Here is an 18,172-nt window from a genome sequence, read left to right as displayed (position 1 = left end):
CCTAGATCTCGACAGGCTCGATCAGCGGGCGTTGGCGAGCTCGGCGGCCTTGTCGGCGCCCTCGTCCATGGTGGCGGCGAGGGTAACCAGCGGGTGGTTGGCCTCTTCGAGGATGCGGCGGCCTTCTTCGACGTTGTTGCCGTCGAGGCGGACGACCAGCGGCTTGTTGGCGGAGTGGCCCAGCTCGGCCAGTGCGCCCACGATGCCCTTGGCGACAGCGTCACAGGCGGTGATGCCGCCGAAGACGTTGACGAATACGGACTTGACCTGCTCATCGCCCAGGATGACGTCGAGGCCTGCGGCCATGACCTCGGCGGAAGCTCCGCCGCCGATGTCCAGGAAGTTGGCGGGCTTGACGTTGCCGTGGTTCTCGCCGGCGTAGGCGACGACGTCCAGGGTGGACATGACGAGGCCTGCACCGTTACCGATGATGCCGACTTCACCGTCCAGCTTGACGTAGTTCAGGTCCTGCGCCTTGGCCTTGGCCTCGAGCGGGTCAGCGGATTCCTTGTCCTCAAGCTGTGCGTGCTTAGGGTGCCGGAATTCGGCGTTCTCGTCCAGCGTGACCTTGCCGTCGAGGGCGACGATCTCGCCCGCACCGGTCTTGACCAGCGGGTTGACCTCCACGAGGGTGGCGTCTTCCTTCTTGAAGACGTCCCAGAGCTTCAGAATGACGCTGGCGACTTTGCCGCGCAGTTCTTCAGCGAAGCCGGCGGCAGCGACGATTTCGTCGGCCTTGGCCTGGTCGATGCCCACGGCGGGGTCGATTGCTACCTTGGCCAGGGCCTCGGGCCGCTCAACGGCGAGCTGCTCGATCTCCATGCCGCCTTCAACCGAGCACATGGCCAGGTAGTTGCGGTTGGCCCGGTCCAGCAGGACGGAGAAGTAGTATTCCTCGGCGATGTCGGCACCCTGGGCGATCATCACCTTGTTGACGGTGTGGCCCTTGATGTCCATGCCCAGGATGTTGGTGGAGTGCTCAAGTGCCTCGTCGGCGGACTTGGCAACCTTGACGCCGCCCGCCTTGCCGCGGCCACCGACCTTAACCTGTGCCTTGACGACAGTTACGCCGCCGATCTTCTCGGCAGCTGCCTTTGCTTCTTCAGGAGTGTGCGCCACGATGCCGGCGAGCACGGGTACACCGTGCGCTTCGAACATATCGCGCGCCTGATATTCAAACAGGTCCACGGTTTAGTGTCCTTCTACGTCGAAGTAGTTTCTGTACAGCCGGACTGCACCCAAGGTGCGGACCGGGCTGCGGAATTAGCGCGCCCTGCGGCAGGTCCGGAAACGAGCCACGCGGCGCAATGATCCTTTTTTGAACTCTAGTCCTTTGAAGGGACCGGCCTGTTCCAGACTACCTGTTCTGTGAGTAACGACACTATTCTATGGACGGTAGAAAAACCCCGTGATTACGGGGTTTTTTGGGCCTTGGCGGGCGCCGTCTGGACGTTCTTGCCCTTCGCGGAGATGAGTTCGTAATGATCCCGGCTGATAAAGAAACCGACGCCGGCAGAGACGTTTCCGCAGGCCACCCCAGAGCGGTAGGCAGAGCACCGCAAACCGTTCCGTTCGAGGTTGCCGCCGTCGGGCAGGACGCGAAGCTTGGAGACGGGTCCGTTGGCGGTGCCCTTGGGCCCGTACTCGGCCTCCATCTGCGTGACCCCGGCCCGGCATTCGCCGTAGCGTGCCCGGCTGGGAGTCAGGAGTGCCGCGCCGCCCAGATAGCCGAGTCCGGTCCCCGCGCAGTCGTCAGCAACGTCCGGTGCTGCCGGCGCCGGATACGCCGCGAGCTCGCAGTGTGCCACGGGCACGGTTGCCAGTTTCTGGTTATCGGGATCGCTGAAATTATTGGTTTCGTACGGCAGGTTCAGGTGCGGCCCGCGGGCTGAGGTCAGCGCGCACACCACGTTCCGGTCCGCAGTGACGAACGCCAGCACGTCCTCCCCTGCCGCAAACCCCGCGGGGTCAGTGAGCGGAGCTTGTTTCAGCTGTTCGAGGGCCTGCAGCGGTGGCGACGGGGTGTACTCCGGATCCGCGACGGTTACGGAACAGCCCGCCAGTGTCACTGCGACCAGTGCCACCCAGAACATCGGCGCCAGGGCTGCAGCCACGCCATCCAGGCGCCGCACCCGCACGCTTAGGCGTCGATCTTGGTCAGCGGCGCGTACCGCAGAAGCAGTCGCTTCTCGCCGACGTCGAATTTCACCTTCGCCACGGTCTTGTCCCCGGCACCTTCGACGGCGAGCACGGTGCCGTTGCCAAAGCTCGTGTGGTTGACCTGGTCCCCCACGCTGACCGCGATAACTTCCTTCTGCGGCTGCACGCGGTTTTTTGCGACGGCGGCCGGGACGTCCGCGTTGAAGCCCGCGGAGGAATCGGCACGGGTGCCGCGGGCCGTTCCGGCGCCCCAAAAGGAACCGCCGTACCGGCTCGACCCGATGTCGGCGCCGCTCCCCCACCCGCCGGATTGCCGGCTTGTTCCCTCGCGCTTCCATTCCACGAGTTCGGAGGGGATTTCCTCCAGGAACTGGCTGGCCGGGTTGTACTGGCTTTGCCCCCACATGCTTCGGACCTCGGAACGGGTGACGTAGAGGCGCTTCCGGGCGCGCGTCAGCCCCACGTAGGCGAGCCGGCGTTCCTCCGCCAGTTCCTTCGGGTCGGTGGCCGAGCGCTGGTGCGGGAAGAGCCCGTGCTCCATGCCGGTCAGGAACACCACGGGGAACTCCAGGCCCTTGGCCGTGTGCAGCGTCATGAGCGTGACAACGCCAAGCCGCTTGGCCTCGGCCACCGCGGCGTCAATGTCCGCGCCAGGGGCGTCCGGGATCTGGTCGGCGTCGGCCACCAGTGACACCTGCTCGAGGAAGGCGCCCAGGGATCCTTCGGGGTTGTCGCGCTCGTATTCACGGACGACGGCGACGAGCTCGGCGAGGTTTTCCACCCGGGACTCGTCCTGCGGATCCGTGCTGGAGCGCAGCGTGGCGAGGTAGCCGGTCTGTTCCAGCACCGCCTCGAGGGCGGCCGCGGCGCCAGAGCCCGCGGCGACCTCGGCGAGGTCGTCCAGGAGCTTCACGAAGCCAAGCACCGCGTTGACCGAGCGGGTGGCCATGCCGGGCGCCTGGTCGGCGCGGCGGGCGGCGGAGATGAAGGACGTGCGTTCCCGCTCGGCGAGGGCCGCCACGGCCCCCTCGGCCCGGTCCCCGATCCCGCGCTTGGGCTCATTGAGCACACGGCGGAGGTTGACGTCGTCGTCCGGGTTGACCAGCACCCGGAGGTACGCCAGCGCGTCCTTGATTTCCTTGCGCTCGTAGAACCTGGTGCCGCCCACCACTTTGTACGGCAGGCCCACGCGCACCAGGACGTCCTCGATGGAACGGGACTGGGCGTTGGTGCGGTAGAAGATGGCCACGTCGCCGGGACGGAGATTGTCCTCGTCCTGGAGCCGGTCGATTTCCTTGGCGATGAACTGGGCTTCATCGTGCTCGTTCTCGCCCACGTAGCCGATGATCTTGTGGCCCTCGCCCTCCGCGGTCCAGAGCCTCTTCTCGGGGCGGTTGGGGTTCCGGGAGATGACGGAGTTGGCCGCGCTCAGGATGTTCTGGGTGGAGCGGTAGTTCTGCTCCAGCTTGATGGTACGGGCGGCGGGATAGTCCTTCTCGAACTCCACGATGTTACGGATGTCCGCGCCGCGGAACGCGTAGATGGACTGGTCCGAGTCGCCGACGACGGTCAGCTCCGCCGCGCCCGGGCCCTCGCCGACGATTTCCCGGACCAGGGCATACTGTGCGTGGTTGGTGTCCTGGTATTCGTCCACCAGGACGTGCCGGAACCGCCGGCGGTAGGAATCGGCGAGCGCCGGGAAGGCCCGGAACATGTAGACCGTCTGCGCGATGAGGTCGTCGAAGTCCATGGCGTTGGCCTGCCGCAGCCGCTGGGTGTAGCCCTTGAAGACGTCCGCCACGGCGCTCTCGAACGGGTCACTGTGGTTCGCGGCGGACGCGAACGAGTCGTCGTCGATCAGTTCGTTCTTGAGCGCGGAGATCTTGTGTTGGATGGCCTTGGGCGCGAACTTCTTGGGGTCCAGGTCCAGGTTTTTGGCCACCAGGGTAATCAGCCGCAGGGAGTCGGCGGAGTCGTAGATGGAGAAGTTGGAGTTCAGGCCGACGTTGGCGGCCTCGCGGCGCAGGATCCGGACACATGACGAGTGGAACGTGGAGATCCACATGGCCTTGGCCCTGTTGCCCACGAGGGCCTCGATGCGTTCACGCATTTCCGCGGCGGCCTTGTTGGTGAACGTGATGGCCAAGATCTCGCCGTGGTGCGCACGCTTGGTGGCAATCAGATAGGCGATCCGGTTACTGAGGACGCGGGTCTTTCCGGAGCCGGCCCCGGCCACGATCAGCAATGCGCTGCCGGAGTGCTTGACCGCTTCCTCCTGCTGCGGATTCAGGCCGGCCAGCAGTGCGCCGGCGTCCGGGAGATGGTGCCGGGCGTGATCCTCCGCCGGGCCTCCCTCTGCCTGGCCGGCAGCGGGGCCAGCTGCCGGGCGGCCGGCGGATTCGCCCGGGCCGCCGCCGAACGCGGGCGTCATCAGCCCTGCTTCGGGGCGCGACTTGGTGATGGCACCGGCGTGGGAACCAGCCTTGAAGGGACCGTCAGCGTAGGGGTCAAACAACATATCCATGGTGACTACAAGTCTAGGCGGTGGGACTGACACCGGATTCCGCCCTGTGGATAACCCGGCAGATAGCCCCGGCGCCGGGAGAACCGAAGGGCAAGAAGGCTAGTCGACAGAGCCTGACTCAAGCGCGGCGCGCAACTGGTGCACCGCCGTCGTTCCTCCCGCCATGAACCATTCCAGGCCGTTGACGTGAACGGTGCCGGCGACGCCGCCGGCGGCCGTCACTATCGCCTTCCCGGGCAGCCAGTCCCATTCGGGGCAGCTGTGCTGGAACCAGCAGCCAAGCTGCCCGTCAGCGACGCGCCCCAGGTCGCACGAGCCGGACCCGAGCATACGCAGCGTTGCGGCCGACGTCGCGGCGGCGTGCCACGGCATGGCGCACATCGGGTCGGCGAGCCACCGCGGGTGGATGTACGTGCCGGCGCCAAGGTGGGAGAGGTCGGCGGCGTTGCGGTTGGTTCCGTCCTCCTTGTAGGTGGTGACGGGTTCGCCGTTGAGGGTGGTGGCGTGCTGCTTGCCGCCGATCCAGAGCTTGTCCTCCTCGGGCTGGAAGATGGCGCCGAGCAGCACATCCGATTCGTCCTTGAGGGCGATGGCTGAGCACCAGTAGGTGGAGCCCTGCAGGAAGTTGTAGGTGCCGTCGACCGGGTCGATGACCCAGGTCCGCCCGCTACTGCCGCGCACCGCGGCGCCTTCTTCGCCGAGGACGCCGTCGTCCGGGCGGCAGCGTTGAAGCTGCTCCAGCACATAGGCTTCGGCCGCGTGGTCCGCGGCTGTGACGACGTCGGAGATGGACGTCTTGCGCTGGGCGTCGAGGCCGCCCTGCCGCATCAGCAGCGCCAGCTGCCCGGCCTCGCGGACCAGTTCGGCCGCCAGCTCGTAGTCGTCGAGCTCGGGGCTCAGGTTGGTGGCGCTGTGTTTACCCAGTTTGTGTCTGCCCAGTTCCGTCACGGTTCCCACCCTATCGGCGCCGGGCAGGCCCTGCACAGCAGAGCCGGAGCACAGCAGAGCCGGAGCACAGCGGGCGATAATGGACGCATGGCCAAAACACCTGCACAACGGATCAAGAAGCACGGCGCGAAGGCCGCAGTACCCCAGCACCACCTGCCGCCGGTGATCAACCCCCGAACAGACCGGTCTCCTGCGAAGGCCCAGAACAACGCCACCCTGATTGTCATTGCCGGCGTAGTGGCCAGCCTGTTCCTGTTCTGGTACGTCCACCTGCTGACGCTGAACCAGCTCACCCAGCTGTCCGGCGGGCTGGCCATGCCCGATTCCCTGATCGGCGGCTTCGACACCGGCTACGCCGAGCAGCTGCGCCGCGCCCTGGACGCCGACGCCCGTGGCCAGCTCAACTACGTGCATAAGACGGCGGGCACCCTGTTTCCGCTGATCTTCGCCTTCACCTGGCTGCTTCTGATCGGCACCAACGTGGCAAAAAAGGCGCTGCGCTGGGCACTCTGGGCGCTGCCGCTCGTGTTCGTGGTGGTCCGGCTGTGGGGCAACGTCACCATTGATTCCATGATCGCTGCGGTAAACCTCGACGCCGGCCAGGTCGCCTTGGCGTCGGGCCTCACGGTGGCCGGCTGGGTACTGTTCGTGGCCAGTCTTCTCGCCGGCGGCGCCGCCGTGTTCCTGGGCCGCCGGTCCCCGAAAAATGCGGGTCTGCAGAAGGAAGCCTAGGCATTTCCGGTGGCTCAGGGAGCCTAGGCGTTCCGGGCCGCCTGGGCCCGGGCGAAGGCCCTGCGAACCTGCCGTTCCTGCCGGACACGCTGGGCGATGACCAGGCCGGCGGCCGCGAGGCCAATCGTGATGGGGTAGCCCATCAGCCGTTCCAGGGTTCCGGGCTCGGGAACGTCCAGGCCGGTGACGGCCGCCGTGACGAGGGCGGCCGCGGACACTCCGCCGGCGGCCAGAATAAACCAGCCCAGCGGCGTTTGCCGGAGCCACAGGGCGCCGAGCAGCAGCAGCGCCAGGGAGCCGGCGATGAAGTACATGACGGCGCCCGCGTAATGCCAGCCGGACTCCAGGTCCTCAGGGACCAGCCCCACGACGATCGTGCCGACGCCTGCGGTCCCGGTCAGGATCCGCGCCGCCACCGCCGAGTACCACGGCACTTCCCCGGAATGGCTGGCCATGACCTGCACCCGGGCCCGGGCGGCCACCCGCAGCAGCGCCGAGCTGAGCAGCAGCGCGCCCAGCAGCATGCCGAGTCCCTGAACCACGAAGGAGACGTTCATCAGCACGTGCAGCGGCGAACAGATGCTTCGGCCGCCGTAGAGCCCGCAGGTGACGGCACCCAGGTCGCTGATGAGGCCGGTCCGCCGGCTGTAGGGCTCTGGTCCGGCCCAGGCGCCGATGACCGCCGCCTCCGCCATGAAATACTGGACCACGCTGAGCACCGCCCATGCCCCGATGTATTGCCGTGTGGAGGCGGTGTCTGGCAGGAACGTTGCCCGGGCGGTGGGGACTTCAGCTGCGGCGGCCATGCCAAGAGCGTAGTACCCGCCGCCACCTTGTATGCTTGTAAGCGTGCCCGAACGGGCCGGTCAAAAACCGGCCGCGGCGGGCACCCGCCCTCGTAGCTCAGTGGATAGAGCACGGCTCTCCTAAAGCCGGTGTCGTTGGTTCGATTCCAATCGAGGGCACTTGAATCTGCAGCACCCCTCCGGGCTCCGCGACTATCTGCTGGGTACAACGCCGGCGGCCCCCTCCTCCCCCGACCTTCCGCTGGCAGGCCGCTGGGCCGTGGAGCGGACCATGCTGGACCGGGCTGCGGGCACCCGGGGGACTTTCACCGGCGTCGTGATCTTTTCCCCGGACGGCGACGGCGGGCTCCGCTTCCACGAGGAGGGGACCGTGGTCTGGCCTGCTGCCGACGGCGGCACCTTCACCGGGCCGGCCACCCGCGATTACCTGCTCCGGCCCGCGGACACGCCGGACGCTCTGGACATGCTGTTTCCCGATGCCCGGCCGTTCCACCGGATGAGCTTCTCCCCGGAGGCCAGTCAGGACCGGCACTGGTGCGATCCTGACACTTACCGGGTCACGTACGTCCGTCATGGCGAGGACGGGTTCAGTTACGTCTGGGATGTCACGGGCCCGCGCAAGGACCTGCTGCTGGAGTCCGTGCTGCGCCGGCTGCCGGCAACGGTGGCAGCGGACGGGCTAGGCGCGAAGCCGTGAATCCGCGCATCATCGTCTCCGCCGTGTGTGTCTACGACGCCGCGGGCCGGCTCCTGACCGTCCGCAAGCGCGGCACGGACAAGTTCATGCACCCCGGCGGCAAGCCCGAGCCCGGCGAGACCGCGGTGCAGGCCGCCGCCCGGGAGCTGCAGGAGGAAGTCGGCATCATCGTCGATCCCCGCGAACTTACCCTGATGGGCGTCTGGCTGGCCGACGCCGCCAACGAGGCGGCTACGGAGATCGAGGCCACCGTCTTCACGGCGCCGGGCACCTGGGTGGCTCACCCCTCCGCTGAGATCGCCGAGATCCGGTGGCTGGACCTCGCGGCGGAGTGGCCCGGCGACCTCGCACCGCTGCTCACGGACCACATACTGCCGGCGCTGGCGCCGCCAGACGCCCGGGGCGCAGCCCGCTCCTAGAGTTCCCCGCCCTGCTTTCGAGGGCCCCGCCCTGGTTTCGAGGACCGCAGCGGGACCGCTACCTTCGATGCGGACGCCCCCGGCCCTTGTTGGGGGCCAAGGTTTTTGCAAGCCACCCCCTCTAGCCTTTCTCCTGTCATCGGTCAATGGAGCCGGACGGAGGCGCGCATGCATCGGCTTGGGTCAGCTGTCACGGTCGCGCTGCTCCTGATCACGGGGTACGTGGCGGTGGCTCCGCACGGCTCTCCGAGCGCAACAGGGTCACACGCAATTGGAGCACATGCCACCGGCCCACACATCCACATCGCCGCGCTGCCAGCCGCCGCGCTCGAGGCTGCCCCGCCTTCGCTGCCCCGGAGCGGGTGGACGGTGACGGCCAGTGACGAACAGGCATCGGGCGGGAACGGGCGGGCAGCCCACGTTCTGGACGGCGACGCCGCCACGTACTGGCAAAGCGGTGGGACTGAGACCGCCGCTGCCTTGCCGCACAGCATCACGATCGACACCGGCGCGGTGCAAACGATCTCTGGGTTCCGCTATCTCCCGCGTGCCGACAGCCCGGACGGAAGGATCGGCAGCTTCGAGATCACGGTTAGTACCGACGGCGCCCTGTGGGCCCCTCCGGTGGCCCGCGGCACCTGGGCGGACACCAGTGCGGAGAAAAGCGTGACGTTCGCAGCAGTACAGGCCCGCTACGTGCGGCTGCAAGCCATGACCGAAACGGGCGGACGTGGACCTTGGAGCAGCGCCGCGGAGATCAATTTGTTGGGCGAAAGTGCCGGCAACGCCGCGGCCCCGCCGGCAGCGGCCCCACCGGCCGCGGCCCCGCCAGTTGCGGGCATGCCGGCTGCGGTCAAGGCGCCGCTGGCGAGCGAGTCAGTACAGTCGGACGAGTCACTGGGGTCCTGGGGTCCGACGATCAACTTTCCGCTGGTGCCCACCGCGGCCGCACTCTTGCCCGGGAACCGGTTGCTGACATGGTCCGCCTACTCCGCCACCACGTTCGGCGGCGCGCCGGGCTACACCCAGACTTCCATCCTGGATCTCGCCACCGGTGCCGTGAGCCAGAGCGAGGTATCCAACACCGGACACGACATGTTCTGCCCCGGGACCTCGCTGCTTCCCGACGGGCAACTCATGGTCACGGGCGGTTCCAACAGCACAAAAACCAGCCTTTACAACCCGGCGACGGACACATGGACCGCGGGGCCGGCCATGAAGATCGCCCGTGGCTATCACTCCAGCGTGACCACATCGGCCGGTGAGGTGTTCACCATCGGAGGTTCATGGTCCGGTGGCATCGGCAACAAGCACGGCGAGGTGTGGTCGGCCGCCAGCGGCTGGCGGACGCTGCCGAATGTGCTGGTGAACAGCATCCTGACCGCCGATCCTCTCGGCAGCTACCGCGCGGACAACCATCCGTGGTTGTTTGCCGCGCCCGGTGGCCGGGTGTTCCACGCCGGGCCGAGCCGCCGGATGAACTGGATCACCACCGCGGGGTCCGGAAGCATCAGCCCGGCAGGCCCGCGGTCAGACAGCGCTGACGCGATGAGCGGCGACGCCGTCATGTACGACATCGGCAAGATCCTCACCGTGGGCGGGGCGCCCGTCCAGGAGAACAGCATTGCCACAGCCCGCGCGTACACCATCGACATCAACGCCGGGGTCACCGTGGCCCGGACCGCCGACATGGCCGTCACCCGGTCGTTCGCGAACGGTGTAGCCCTTCCCGACGGCCAGGTGCTCGTGGTCGGAGGCCAGGGGAATCCTGTTCCGTTCACCGACACTGACGCCAGGATGGCCCCGGAAATCTGGAACCCCGCCACCGGGCAGTGGACAACGCTGGCCCCGATGGCCATTCCCCGGACCTATCACAGCGTCGCGCTGTTACTCCCGGATGGCAGGGTCTTCGTCGGCGGTGGCGGACTGTGCGGCAGCTGCACGACCAACCACCTGGACGGAGAGATTTTCACGCCGCCCTACCTGCTGAACGCGGACGGCAGCCCGCGCGCCCGCCCGAAAATTGTCACCGCCCCCACCACCGCCACTACCGGCAGCACCATTTCCGTGACCACCGCGGCACCGGTCACTGAGTTCTCCCTGATGCGGATGGGTTCGGCGACTCACGCCGTGAACACTGATCAGCGGCGCATCCCCCTGAATGCAACTGGGATATCCGGCAACACCGCGTCGCTGAAGCTGCCGGCGGATACCGGCGTGCTTGTCCCAGGCAACTACCTGCTGTTTGCGCTGGACGCCGCCGGAGTGCCCAGCGTCGCGGCAACCATCGCGATCGGCGCCCCGGCGTCCGTCCTTGCCTCCCGCCCAACCATCGGCAGCGACGCTGACACCCTGGCTGTCGCCTCCGATGGGGTCCTGTGGAACTACCATCCAAACGGTACGGGCGGCCTGCAGCCCCGGGAAAGGATCGGTGCAGGCTGGTCAGGGCTGTCGAAGGGGTTCGTGACCGACTGGAACACCGACGGCATGTTCGACATCATGGCGCAGTGGAAAGACGGAAGGATGATCTTTTACCCCGGAAAGCCCAATGGAGGATTCGCCCCTCCCCAGGTCCTCAGCGCAGGATGGAGCACCTACCACGTGACGATCGGCCGCTGGCGGAGCACCGACAAGTACCCGGGCATCCTCGCCTATGACGCTGCCGGGACGTTGTGGTACTACGGCAACAGTGCCGGAAAAGGCCTGAGTCCCCGTGTCCGGACCGGAGCGGGATGGCGCGGCCTGTACCTCACCATGGCGGACTACGATCAGGACGGGAAACAGGACGTCATCGCCAAACGCGGCGACGGGAACCTCATCCTGTACCGCTCGAATGGAGCAGGCAGCTTCATCCCAGAAACCCGACGGCGCCTTGGCGGCGGCTGGAACACCATCAACAGCATTACCGAGGTGACGGGGTTCCGCCCCGGCGGCCACGGACTCATCACCCGGCTGACCGACGGCCGGCTAGCCCACTATCCCTTCAGCAAGGGAATCATGGGTACACGAACCATCATCAGCGCCGGCTGGGGCAGTTACAACATCTTCCGGTAGTCACGGCTCCAGGCGCCGGTGGCCGGTCAGTACTCCGGCACCGCTTCCTCCGCCACGGCCGTGGCCTCGGCGAACTGGGTCCGGTACAGCTCCGCGTAGCGGCCGTCCGCGGCCAGCAGCTCGGTGTGGGTTCCGCGCTCCACAATCCGGCCGTCCTCCACCACCAGGATGGCGTCGGCCGCGCGGATCGTCGAGAGCCGGTGGGCAATGACGACGGCGGTGCGTCCTTCCAGCGCCGCGCCCAGCGCCGCCTGCACGGCGGCCTCGTTGGTGGAGTCCAGGGCGGCCGTGGCCTCGTCGAGGATGACCACCCGGGGCTGGGCTATCAGCAGCCGGGCGATGGTGAGCCGCTGGCGTTCGCCGCCGGAGAGCCGGTAGCCGCGCTCCCCCACCACGGTTTCCAGGCCGTCGGGAAGGGAACGGATCATGGCTTCGAGCCGGGCCTGGCGCAGCACGGCCCACATGTCCTCGTCGGTGGCTTCGGGGCGGGCCAGCCTGAGGTTGGAGGCGATGGTTTCATGGAACAGGTGCCCGTCCTGGGTGACCATGCCCAGGGTGGCGCGGATGGAATCGAAGGTCAGGTCGCGCACGTCCAGGCCGGAGGCCGGGGCGGTGCCGCCGAGGCGCACGGCGCCGGAATCGACGTCGTACAGCCGGGACAGCAGCTGGGCCACTGTGGACTTGCCGGCGCCGGAGGACCCCACGAGGGCAACGGTCTGCCCGGGTTCCACCCGGAAGCTGATGCCGTGCAGCACTTCCTCGCCGCCGCGCGTGTCCAGCGTGGAGACCTCCTCCAGCGAGGCCAGAGAGACTTTGTCCGCCGAGGGGTAGGAAAAGCGCACGTCGTCGAACTCCACGGCCACCGGACCGGGCGGGACGGCCAGCGCACCCGGCTTTTCCTGGATGAGGGGCTCGAGGTCCAGGATTTCGAAGACCCGTTCAAAGCTGACCAGGGCGCTCATGATCTCCACGCGGGCGTTGGACAGCGCGGTGAGCGGCGCGTAGAGGCGGGTGAGCAGCAGCGCCAGCACCACGACGTCGCCGGGCGCGAGCTGGCCGCCGATCGCCAGCCAGCCGCCCAGGCCGTAGACCAGGGCGAGGGCCAGGGCGGAGACGAGCGTCAGCGCGGTCACGAACGTGAACTGGAGCATGGCTGTCCGCACGCCGATATCGCGGACCCGGCCGGCGCGAAGCGCGAACTCGCGGGATTCCTCGTCGGGCCGGCCAAACAGCTTGACCAGGGTGGCGCCGGGGGCGGAGAAGCGCTCGGTCATCTGGGTGCCCATGGCGGCGTTGTGCTCGGCCGCCTCGCGCCGCAGGTCCGCCAGCCGGGAGCCCATCCGCCGGGCGGGGATGAGGAAGATCGGCAGCAGGATCATGGCCAGCACGGTGACCAGCCAGGAGGTATTCAGCATCACCACGAGGGTGAGGATGAGGGCCACCACGTTGCTGACCACGCCGGACAGGGTTCCGGCGAACGCGGACTGCGCGCCGATGACGTCGTTGTTCAGGCGGCTGACCAGCGCGCCGGTGCGGGTCCGGGTGAAGAACGCGATGGGCATTCTCTGGACGTGGTCGAACACCTTGGTGCGGAGGTCCACGATGACGCCCTCGCCGATGGTGGAGGACAGCCAGCGGCTCACCATGCCCAGGGCTGCCTCAGCCACCGCCACGCCGGCGATCAGGGCCGCCAGCCGGACCACCTCGCCGGCATCGGCGCGGGCAACGATCGTGTTGACCACCTGGCCGGCGAGGACCGGGGTCGCCACGGCCAGGAAGGCCATGGCAACGGAGACCACCACGAACGCGATCAGCCGTCCCCGGTGCGGCCGGGCGAAGCCCATGACGCGCTTCAGGGTTTCCTTGGAGAACGGCCGGGAGCCGCTCTTGGCCCGGGTGATGTTGTATAGCGAGCGCCAGGCGACGCCGTCCATGCTCATTTGTTCTGCTCCATCTTGCCTGCCGCCAGTTCGGTGACGACGCCGTTGTCCACATTCCAGCGCATGTCCAGGCGGACGTTTTCCAGCAGCCGCCGGTCGTGCGTGACCAGCAGCAGGGCGCCGTCGTAGCTTTCCAGTGCTTCCTCTAGCTGCTCGATCGCCGGGAGGTCCAGGTGGTTGGTGGGCTCGTCCAGGACCAGCAGGTTCACGCCGCGGGCCTGCAGCAGGGCCAGGGCGGCGCGGGTCCGCTCCCCCGGCGACAGCGAGTCCACGGTGCGCGCGGTGTGGTCCGCCTTGAGGCCGAACTTGGCCAGCAGGGTCCGGACCTCGGCGGAGGTGTAGTCGGTCAGGACGGCTTCGACGGCGTCCGCCAGTTTGAGGTGTCCGGCCAGCAGCCCCCGGGCCTGGTCGATCTCGCCGACGGCCACGGACACACCTCGGGAAGCGTCGCCGGAGTCCGGTTCCTGCGTTCCCAGAAGCAGCCGGAGCAACGTCGATTTGCCGGCGCCGTTGGGTCCGGTGATGCCGATCCGTTCACCGGCGTTGAGCTGCAGGTTCACCGGCCCCAGGGTGAAGCTGCCCTGCCGCGCGACGGCGTCGCGCAGCGTCGCCACCACAGAGCTGGAGCGGGGCGCCTGGCCGATGCTGAACTGCAGCTGCCACTCCTTGCGCGGTTCTTCCACCACGTCCAGGCGGGCAATGCGCGATTCCATCTGCCGGACCTTCTGCGCCTGCTTTTCGGATGACTCGGTGCTGGCGGCACGGCGGATCTTGTCGTTGTCCGGGTTTTTCTTCATTGCGTTCCGGACGCCCTGCGAGCTCCATTCCCGCTGGGTGCGCGCCCGGGAGACGAGGTCCGCCTTGGTCGCGGCGAATTCCTCGTACCGTTCGCGGGCGTGCCGGCGGGCCACGGCGCGTTCCTCCAGGAAGGCCTCGTAGCCGCCGTCGTACACGGCCACCGAGTTCTGGGCCAGGTCCAGTTCCACGATCGAGGTCACGCAGCGGGCCAGGAACTCCCGGTCGTGGGAGACCAGCACCGCGCCGCCGCGAAGCCCCTGCACGAACGCTTCCAGCTTGGCCAGGCCATCCAGGTCAAGGTCATTGGTGGGCTCGTCCAGGAGCACGACGTCGAAGCGGCTTAGCAGCAGGGCGGCGAGCGCCACGCGCGCAGCCTGGCCACCGGACAGACCGGTCATCTCGGCGTCGGGGCCGACGTCCAGTCCCAGGTCGGCCAGGACGGGGGCAATCCGTTCGTCCAGGTCCGCGGCCCCGGAGGCCATCCACCGGTCAAAGGCCATCGAATAGGCGTCGTCGGCTCCGGGCGCTCCCGAGCCGAGGGCCTCGGCCGTGGACTCCATCTCTGCGGTGGCTTTCGCGCAGCCGGTGCGGCGGGCGATGTAGGCGGCGACGGTTTCGCCGGCGAGCCGTTCGTGTTCCTGCGGCAGCCAGCCCACAAAGGCGTCGGCCGGTGCGAGGCTGACTGTGCCGTCCTGCGCCTGGTCCACGCCGGCAAGGAGCCGCAGCAGTGTGGACTTGCCCGCACCGTTGGCGCCGACCACGCCAACAACGTCCCCGGGGGCCACTGTGAGGGACAGCCCGGAGAAGAGGGTGCGGTGATCATGACCGCCCGAAAGGTCCTTCGCAACAAGGGTTGCAGTCATCAATCCATCCTCTCACCGCTGCCCGTTTTCACCCGAAAAATCAGGTGGGCATGAAAGAACCCGCTGGTCCGGACTTGGGGGGTGTACGGACCAGCGGGTTCGACCACTTAGCATAGTTGAAGCGGCGCGCTACGTAAAATCCAGGCCGGCGGGCCGCCACTTCGCACCAACCCGCCCGTGACCAGAAAGCGTTCCATGCCCCTACCCGCCAAGGCCTTCCAGCGCTGGCTGCACGGCGTCGCGCCGGACGCCAGCGTGGCTGATGTGGCCAGGGCGTCAGGGGTCAAGCGCACCACCCTGGCCCAGCAGCTGGTCCGCGGCAAGGTGGCCGAGGCAACTGTGGTGGGGATCAGCCGGGCCTTCAACATCAATCCCGTGGCAGCGCTGGGCTCCTTTGAGCCTTACCGGGATCTGGAAAAACCGCCGATCCCGCCCACGCTGCAGGAACTGGTCAGCCAGATCGCCACCACGGACCTGCTGCACGCCATCATCGCCCGCACCGAGCGGGACGCCGGCAGAGGCAAAGGCACAGAGCCGCCCGGACTCAGCCCGCCGCCGCATCCCACCTCGGTGAAAAACTGGGTGGACGCGATCGACGACGGCGAGCTCCGGCACCGCGTCTCCACCGCCACCGGCGTCGCCCCGCAAAACTATTCAGCGCAACTGACCGCCAACCGGCTCGCCCCCGAACTGGCCGTCGCCACCTCACGGGCCGCCGGCGTCGGACTTGCCGGCGGGCTGGTGGCCGCCGGGCTGGTGACCGAAGCCGAAGCCGGCTGGGCGCCCGGTGCCCGGCAAGCTGCCCTGGATCGCATGACCGACGGCGAACTGGCCGTTCTGGCCGGCGAACGGCTTCAGTCGCTCGGCAAGACCTTGCGGCGGCAAGAACACGACCAACGACAAACCGAAACGATCTGGGAGAACCTCGGATGATTGAAATCCTGCAGTGGACCACACTGATCGCGTGCTGTACCGCCGCGCTGAGCCGGGTCCCCAACCTGGTCCGCCGCAAGAACCGCTCCATGTTCTTCATTTTTGCGCTGATGACCCTCGCCGTCCTGCTGAGCATCAAAGGCCCATACCTGGCGATCGACGGCCTGCTCGGAGGCACCAACATCGCGAACCTCCTGCTGCGTTTCATCATCTTCGGGGCGATCTTCTTCCTCGGCCTCCGAATCGCAACGGGCTTCGGCGATGAACAGGGTCTCCGGCTGCTCCGGGGCAAAGCCGGCACGCTAGCCTTCGGCCTGACCTCCATTGCCTTGCTGGTGCCTTTCATCCTGATGGACACCTCGGGTTCCTCAGTAGGCATGACCGCCGTCAATACCGGGAACGCGTGGAACGCGGTGCTTGTCCAGTACTACGCCGCGGCCGGGCGCGCTTATCCGGCGTACGTGTGCCTTGTGCTGCTGCCGGGGATGCTGCGGGCGCTCAGGAGTTCCCTGCCCGCGGTGCTGCGGGCAAGCGCGCTCCTTCTGGCCGTGGGCTGCGCTGCGATCGCCGTCACGTTGCTCTTCCCGATCATGCCGCCGGCAGTGGGGTTCCTGAAGTTCGTCATCAACTACACAGCCATCCTGTGCTTCGTCGTGGGCCTGGCACTCATCTGGGTGGCCAGCAGCCGGGCCGGGCGGAAGCACCGGCCGGTGTCCGCCGCACGCCGCTAGTATCGTTCCAATCACTCGTTCAGCAGAGAGCGTTTCATGCCCCTCCCCGCCAAAGCATTCCAGCGCTGGCTAAATGGCGTGGCACCGGACACCAGCACGGCCGACATCTGCAGGGTCTCCGGGGTCAAGCGCACCACCCTCGCCCAGCAGCTGGTGCGGGGAAAGGTTGCCGAGACAACAGTCGTGAGCATCAGCCGGGCCTACAACATCAATCCGGTCGCCGCACTGGCCACCTTTGACACGTACAACGACCTCTCCAGTTCCTCCCTCCCTCCTTCCGACAAGGAACTGGTTAGCCAAATCGCCACCGTCGACCTGCTGCGGGCCGTCATCGTCCGCACCGCACCCAAGTGCTCCACCGGCACAGAATCCACCGGCACAGGCTCCACGGGCCCGTGCCAGCCGGAACTCAGCCCGCCTCCGCATGGCACCTCGGTGAAGAACTGGGTGGACGCAATCGACGACGGCGAGCTCCGGCACCGCGTCTCCGCCGCCACCGGCGTCGCCCCGCAGAACTACTCAGCACAGCTGACCGCCAACCGGCTCGCCCCGGAACTGGCCGTCGCCACCTCCCGGGCTGCCGGCGTCGGACTGGCCGGCGGACTGGTGGCTACGGGGCTGGTGACCGAAGCGGAAGCAGGCTGGCCGCCGGCCGCACGGCAGGCGGCCCTTGACCGGCTCAGCGACGGCGACCTCGCCGCCCTGGCCGGCGAACGCCTCCAGGCGCTGGGCAAGACCCTGCGGCGGCAGGAGCAGGACCAGGAACAGACCGAAAGAATCTGGGAGAACCTGGTATGAGCGAGATTCTCCCGTGGATAACGCTGATTGTTTGCGCCGGTGCCGCCGTGGCCCGGCTTCCCAGCGCCGTTCGCGGCGTGAACCCCACCCTGTTCTTCATCTTCCTGCTGGCGACGGCCGCCGGGATCCTCAGCATCGAACAGTTCTACGTGGCCATCGACGGTGCCCTCGGCGGCATCAACATTGCCCACGTTGTGCTGCGCCTGATTGTTTTCGCCACGATCTACCTCATCGCGGTCCGCGTCACGAGGGGGTTTGGCGCCCCTGATGCCCACCGCATGATCGCCGGACGTCCGGGGCTGGCCATGCTCGCGATTTTCTCAGCGGCCCTCGTGACGGTCTTCCTCCTGATGGAACCGGCCGCCTCGTCGGTGCGCTTCAGGGACGCCGGCGCGGCCAGCGCCTGGAATGAGGCCCTGCTGCCGTACTACTGGGCTGCCGCTCGGGGCTACCTGGCGTACGTCTCCCTCGCACTGCTGCCTGCCCTGCTGCGCAGCGTCAAGGAAAGCCTGCCCCCGCTCGTCAGGACCGGGGCCGCCCTGATGGCGGCCGGAGCGGTGGCCACTGTGGCCGGCCTCTGCCTGGAATTCGCGCCTCCCCAGATCCTCGTGGTCGCGCCGGCAGTGAACAATGGTGCGGTGGTTTTCTTCACCGCGGGCCTCGTTCTGGTCTGGCTGGCGCGCGTCAAGGCCGCCAGCCGAGGAGGTCACGGGACGTCATCTACCGAAAGGTAGCGGAGCGGGATTCACAAAATCATTAGACCGTGAGA

General features: G+C 67.7%; 15 protein-coding genes and 1 tRNA gene. 9 read left to right on the top strand and 7 right to left on the bottom strand.

The window, feature by feature from the left end:
• Nucleotides 1–21: 21 nt before the first annotated feature.
• From sucC to LFT45_RS05220, 4 genes are all read right to left on the bottom strand, one after another.
• A complete protein-coding gene (sucC, locus tag LFT45_RS05235; protein WP_236807204.1) occupies nucleotides 22–1,188 on the bottom strand; it encodes an ADP-forming succinate--CoA ligase subunit beta in 1,167 nt (388 codons plus the stop codon).
• Between the two features lie 224 nt (nucleotides 1,189–1,412).
• Complete coding sequence (locus LFT45_RS05230; RefSeq protein WP_236808982.1) at nucleotides 1,413–2,093, bottom strand: hypothetical protein; 681 nt, start codon at nucleotides 2,091–2,093, stop codon at nucleotides 1,413–1,415.
• A 47-nt stretch (nucleotides 2,094–2,140) separates the two neighbouring features.
• Complete coding sequence (gene pcrA, locus LFT45_RS05225) at nucleotides 2,141–4,684, bottom strand: DNA helicase PcrA (protein WP_236807202.1); 2,544 nt, start codon at nucleotides 4,682–4,684, stop codon at nucleotides 2,141–2,143.
• A 99-nt stretch (nucleotides 4,685–4,783) separates the two neighbouring features.
• Nucleotides 4,784–5,632 carry an inositol monophosphatase family protein gene (locus LFT45_RS05220; RefSeq protein ID WP_236807200.1) on the bottom strand — a complete coding sequence of 283 codons (849 nt, stop codon included), beginning with the start codon at nucleotides 5,630–5,632 and terminating at the stop codon, nucleotides 4,784–4,786.
• 87 nt (nucleotides 5,633–5,719) lie between these two features.
• Between LFT45_RS05220 and LFT45_RS05215 the strand changes: the two genes are divergently transcribed.
• On the top strand, nucleotides 5,720–6,364 hold the full coding sequence (locus LFT45_RS05215; protein WP_236807198.1) for a hypothetical protein: 645 nt from the start codon (nucleotides 5,720–5,722) through the stop codon (nucleotides 6,362–6,364).
• Nucleotides 6,365–6,387: 23 nt separating this feature from the next.
• Here LFT45_RS05215 and LFT45_RS05210 read toward each other — a convergent pair whose 3' ends face one another.
• The gene (locus tag LFT45_RS05210) at nucleotides 6,388–7,170 is read right to left on the bottom strand and encodes a DUF998 domain-containing protein (RefSeq protein WP_236807196.1); all 783 of its coding nucleotides are present in this window, start codon (nucleotides 7,168–7,170) and stop codon (nucleotides 6,388–6,390) included.
• A gap of 86 nt (nucleotides 7,171–7,256) precedes the next feature.
• Here LFT45_RS05210 and LFT45_RS05205 point away from each other — a divergent pair.
• The 4 genes from LFT45_RS05205 to LFT45_RS05190 all read left to right on the top strand — a co-directional run bounded on the left by LFT45_RS05205 (nucleotide 7,257) and on the right by LFT45_RS05190 (nucleotide 11,340).
• Nucleotides 7,257–7,329: transfer RNA gene (locus tag LFT45_RS05205), tRNA-Arg, on the top strand.
• Nucleotide 7,330: 1 nt separating this feature from the next.
• Nucleotides 7,331–7,867: a DUF6314 family protein gene (locus tag LFT45_RS05200; protein ID WP_236807194.1), complete on the top strand. Its 537-nt coding sequence runs from the start codon at nucleotides 7,331–7,333 to the stop codon at nucleotides 7,865–7,867.
• A complete protein-coding gene (locus LFT45_RS05195) occupies nucleotides 7,864–8,286 on the top strand; it encodes an NUDIX hydrolase (protein WP_236807193.1) in 423 nt (140 codons plus the stop codon). Before LFT45_RS05200 ends, LFT45_RS05195 begins: the two co-directional genes overlap by 4 nt.
• 168 nt (nucleotides 8,287–8,454) lie before the next feature.
• Nucleotides 8,455–11,340: a discoidin domain-containing protein gene (locus tag LFT45_RS05190; RefSeq protein WP_236807192.1), complete on the top strand. Its 2,886-nt coding sequence runs from the start codon at nucleotides 8,455–8,457 to the stop codon at nucleotides 11,338–11,340.
• A gap of 26 nt (nucleotides 11,341–11,366) precedes the next feature.
• Here the strand turns inward: LFT45_RS05190 and LFT45_RS05185 are convergent, their stop codons facing one another.
• Both LFT45_RS05185 and LFT45_RS05180 read right to left on the bottom strand, forming a co-directional pair.
• The gene (locus LFT45_RS05185) at nucleotides 11,367–13,280 is read right to left on the bottom strand and encodes an ABC transporter ATP-binding protein (protein ID WP_236807191.1); all 1,914 of its coding nucleotides are present in this window, start codon (nucleotides 13,278–13,280) and stop codon (nucleotides 11,367–11,369) included.
• Nucleotides 13,277–14,941: an ABC-F family ATP-binding cassette domain-containing protein gene (locus LFT45_RS05180; protein WP_236807190.1), complete on the bottom strand. Its 1,665-nt coding sequence runs from the start codon at nucleotides 14,939–14,941 to the stop codon at nucleotides 13,277–13,279. Before LFT45_RS05180 ends, LFT45_RS05185 begins: the two co-directional genes overlap by 4 nt.
• Before the next feature lie 195 nt (nucleotides 14,942–15,136).
• On the opposite strand from LFT45_RS05180, the gene LFT45_RS05175 reads away from it, so the two are divergent.
• From LFT45_RS05175 to LFT45_RS05160, 4 genes are read left to right on the top strand one after another with little or no spacing between them, the layout of a single operon-like run.
• A complete protein-coding gene (locus LFT45_RS05175; RefSeq protein ID WP_236807189.1) occupies nucleotides 15,137–15,874 on the top strand; it encodes a hypothetical protein in 738 nt (245 codons plus the stop codon).
• On the top strand, nucleotides 15,871–16,605 hold the full coding sequence (locus tag LFT45_RS05170) for a hypothetical protein (protein ID WP_236807188.1): 735 nt from the start codon (nucleotides 15,871–15,873) through the stop codon (nucleotides 16,603–16,605). The genes LFT45_RS05175 and LFT45_RS05170 overlap by 4 nt, the downstream gene beginning before the upstream one ends.
• A gap of 36 nt (nucleotides 16,606–16,641) precedes the next feature.
• Entirely contained in the window at nucleotides 16,642–17,403 is a 762-nt protein-coding gene (locus tag LFT45_RS05165) for a hypothetical protein (RefSeq protein ID WP_236807187.1), read from the top strand.
• Complete coding sequence (locus LFT45_RS05160) at nucleotides 17,400–18,137, top strand: hypothetical protein (RefSeq protein WP_236807186.1); 738 nt, start codon at nucleotides 17,400–17,402, stop codon at nucleotides 18,135–18,137. The genes LFT45_RS05165 and LFT45_RS05160 overlap by 4 nt, the downstream gene beginning before the upstream one ends.
• Nucleotides 18,138–18,172: the final 35 nt, after the last annotated feature.

The sequence above is a fragment of the Arthrobacter sp. FW305-BF8 genome (assembly GCF_021789315.1).
Taxonomy (GTDB): domain Bacteria; phylum Actinomycetota; class Actinomycetes; order Actinomycetales; family Micrococcaceae; genus Arthrobacter.
The sequence above is the reverse complement of the archived record's forward strand: the minus strand, read 5'-3'. Positions and strand labels throughout refer to the sequence as shown.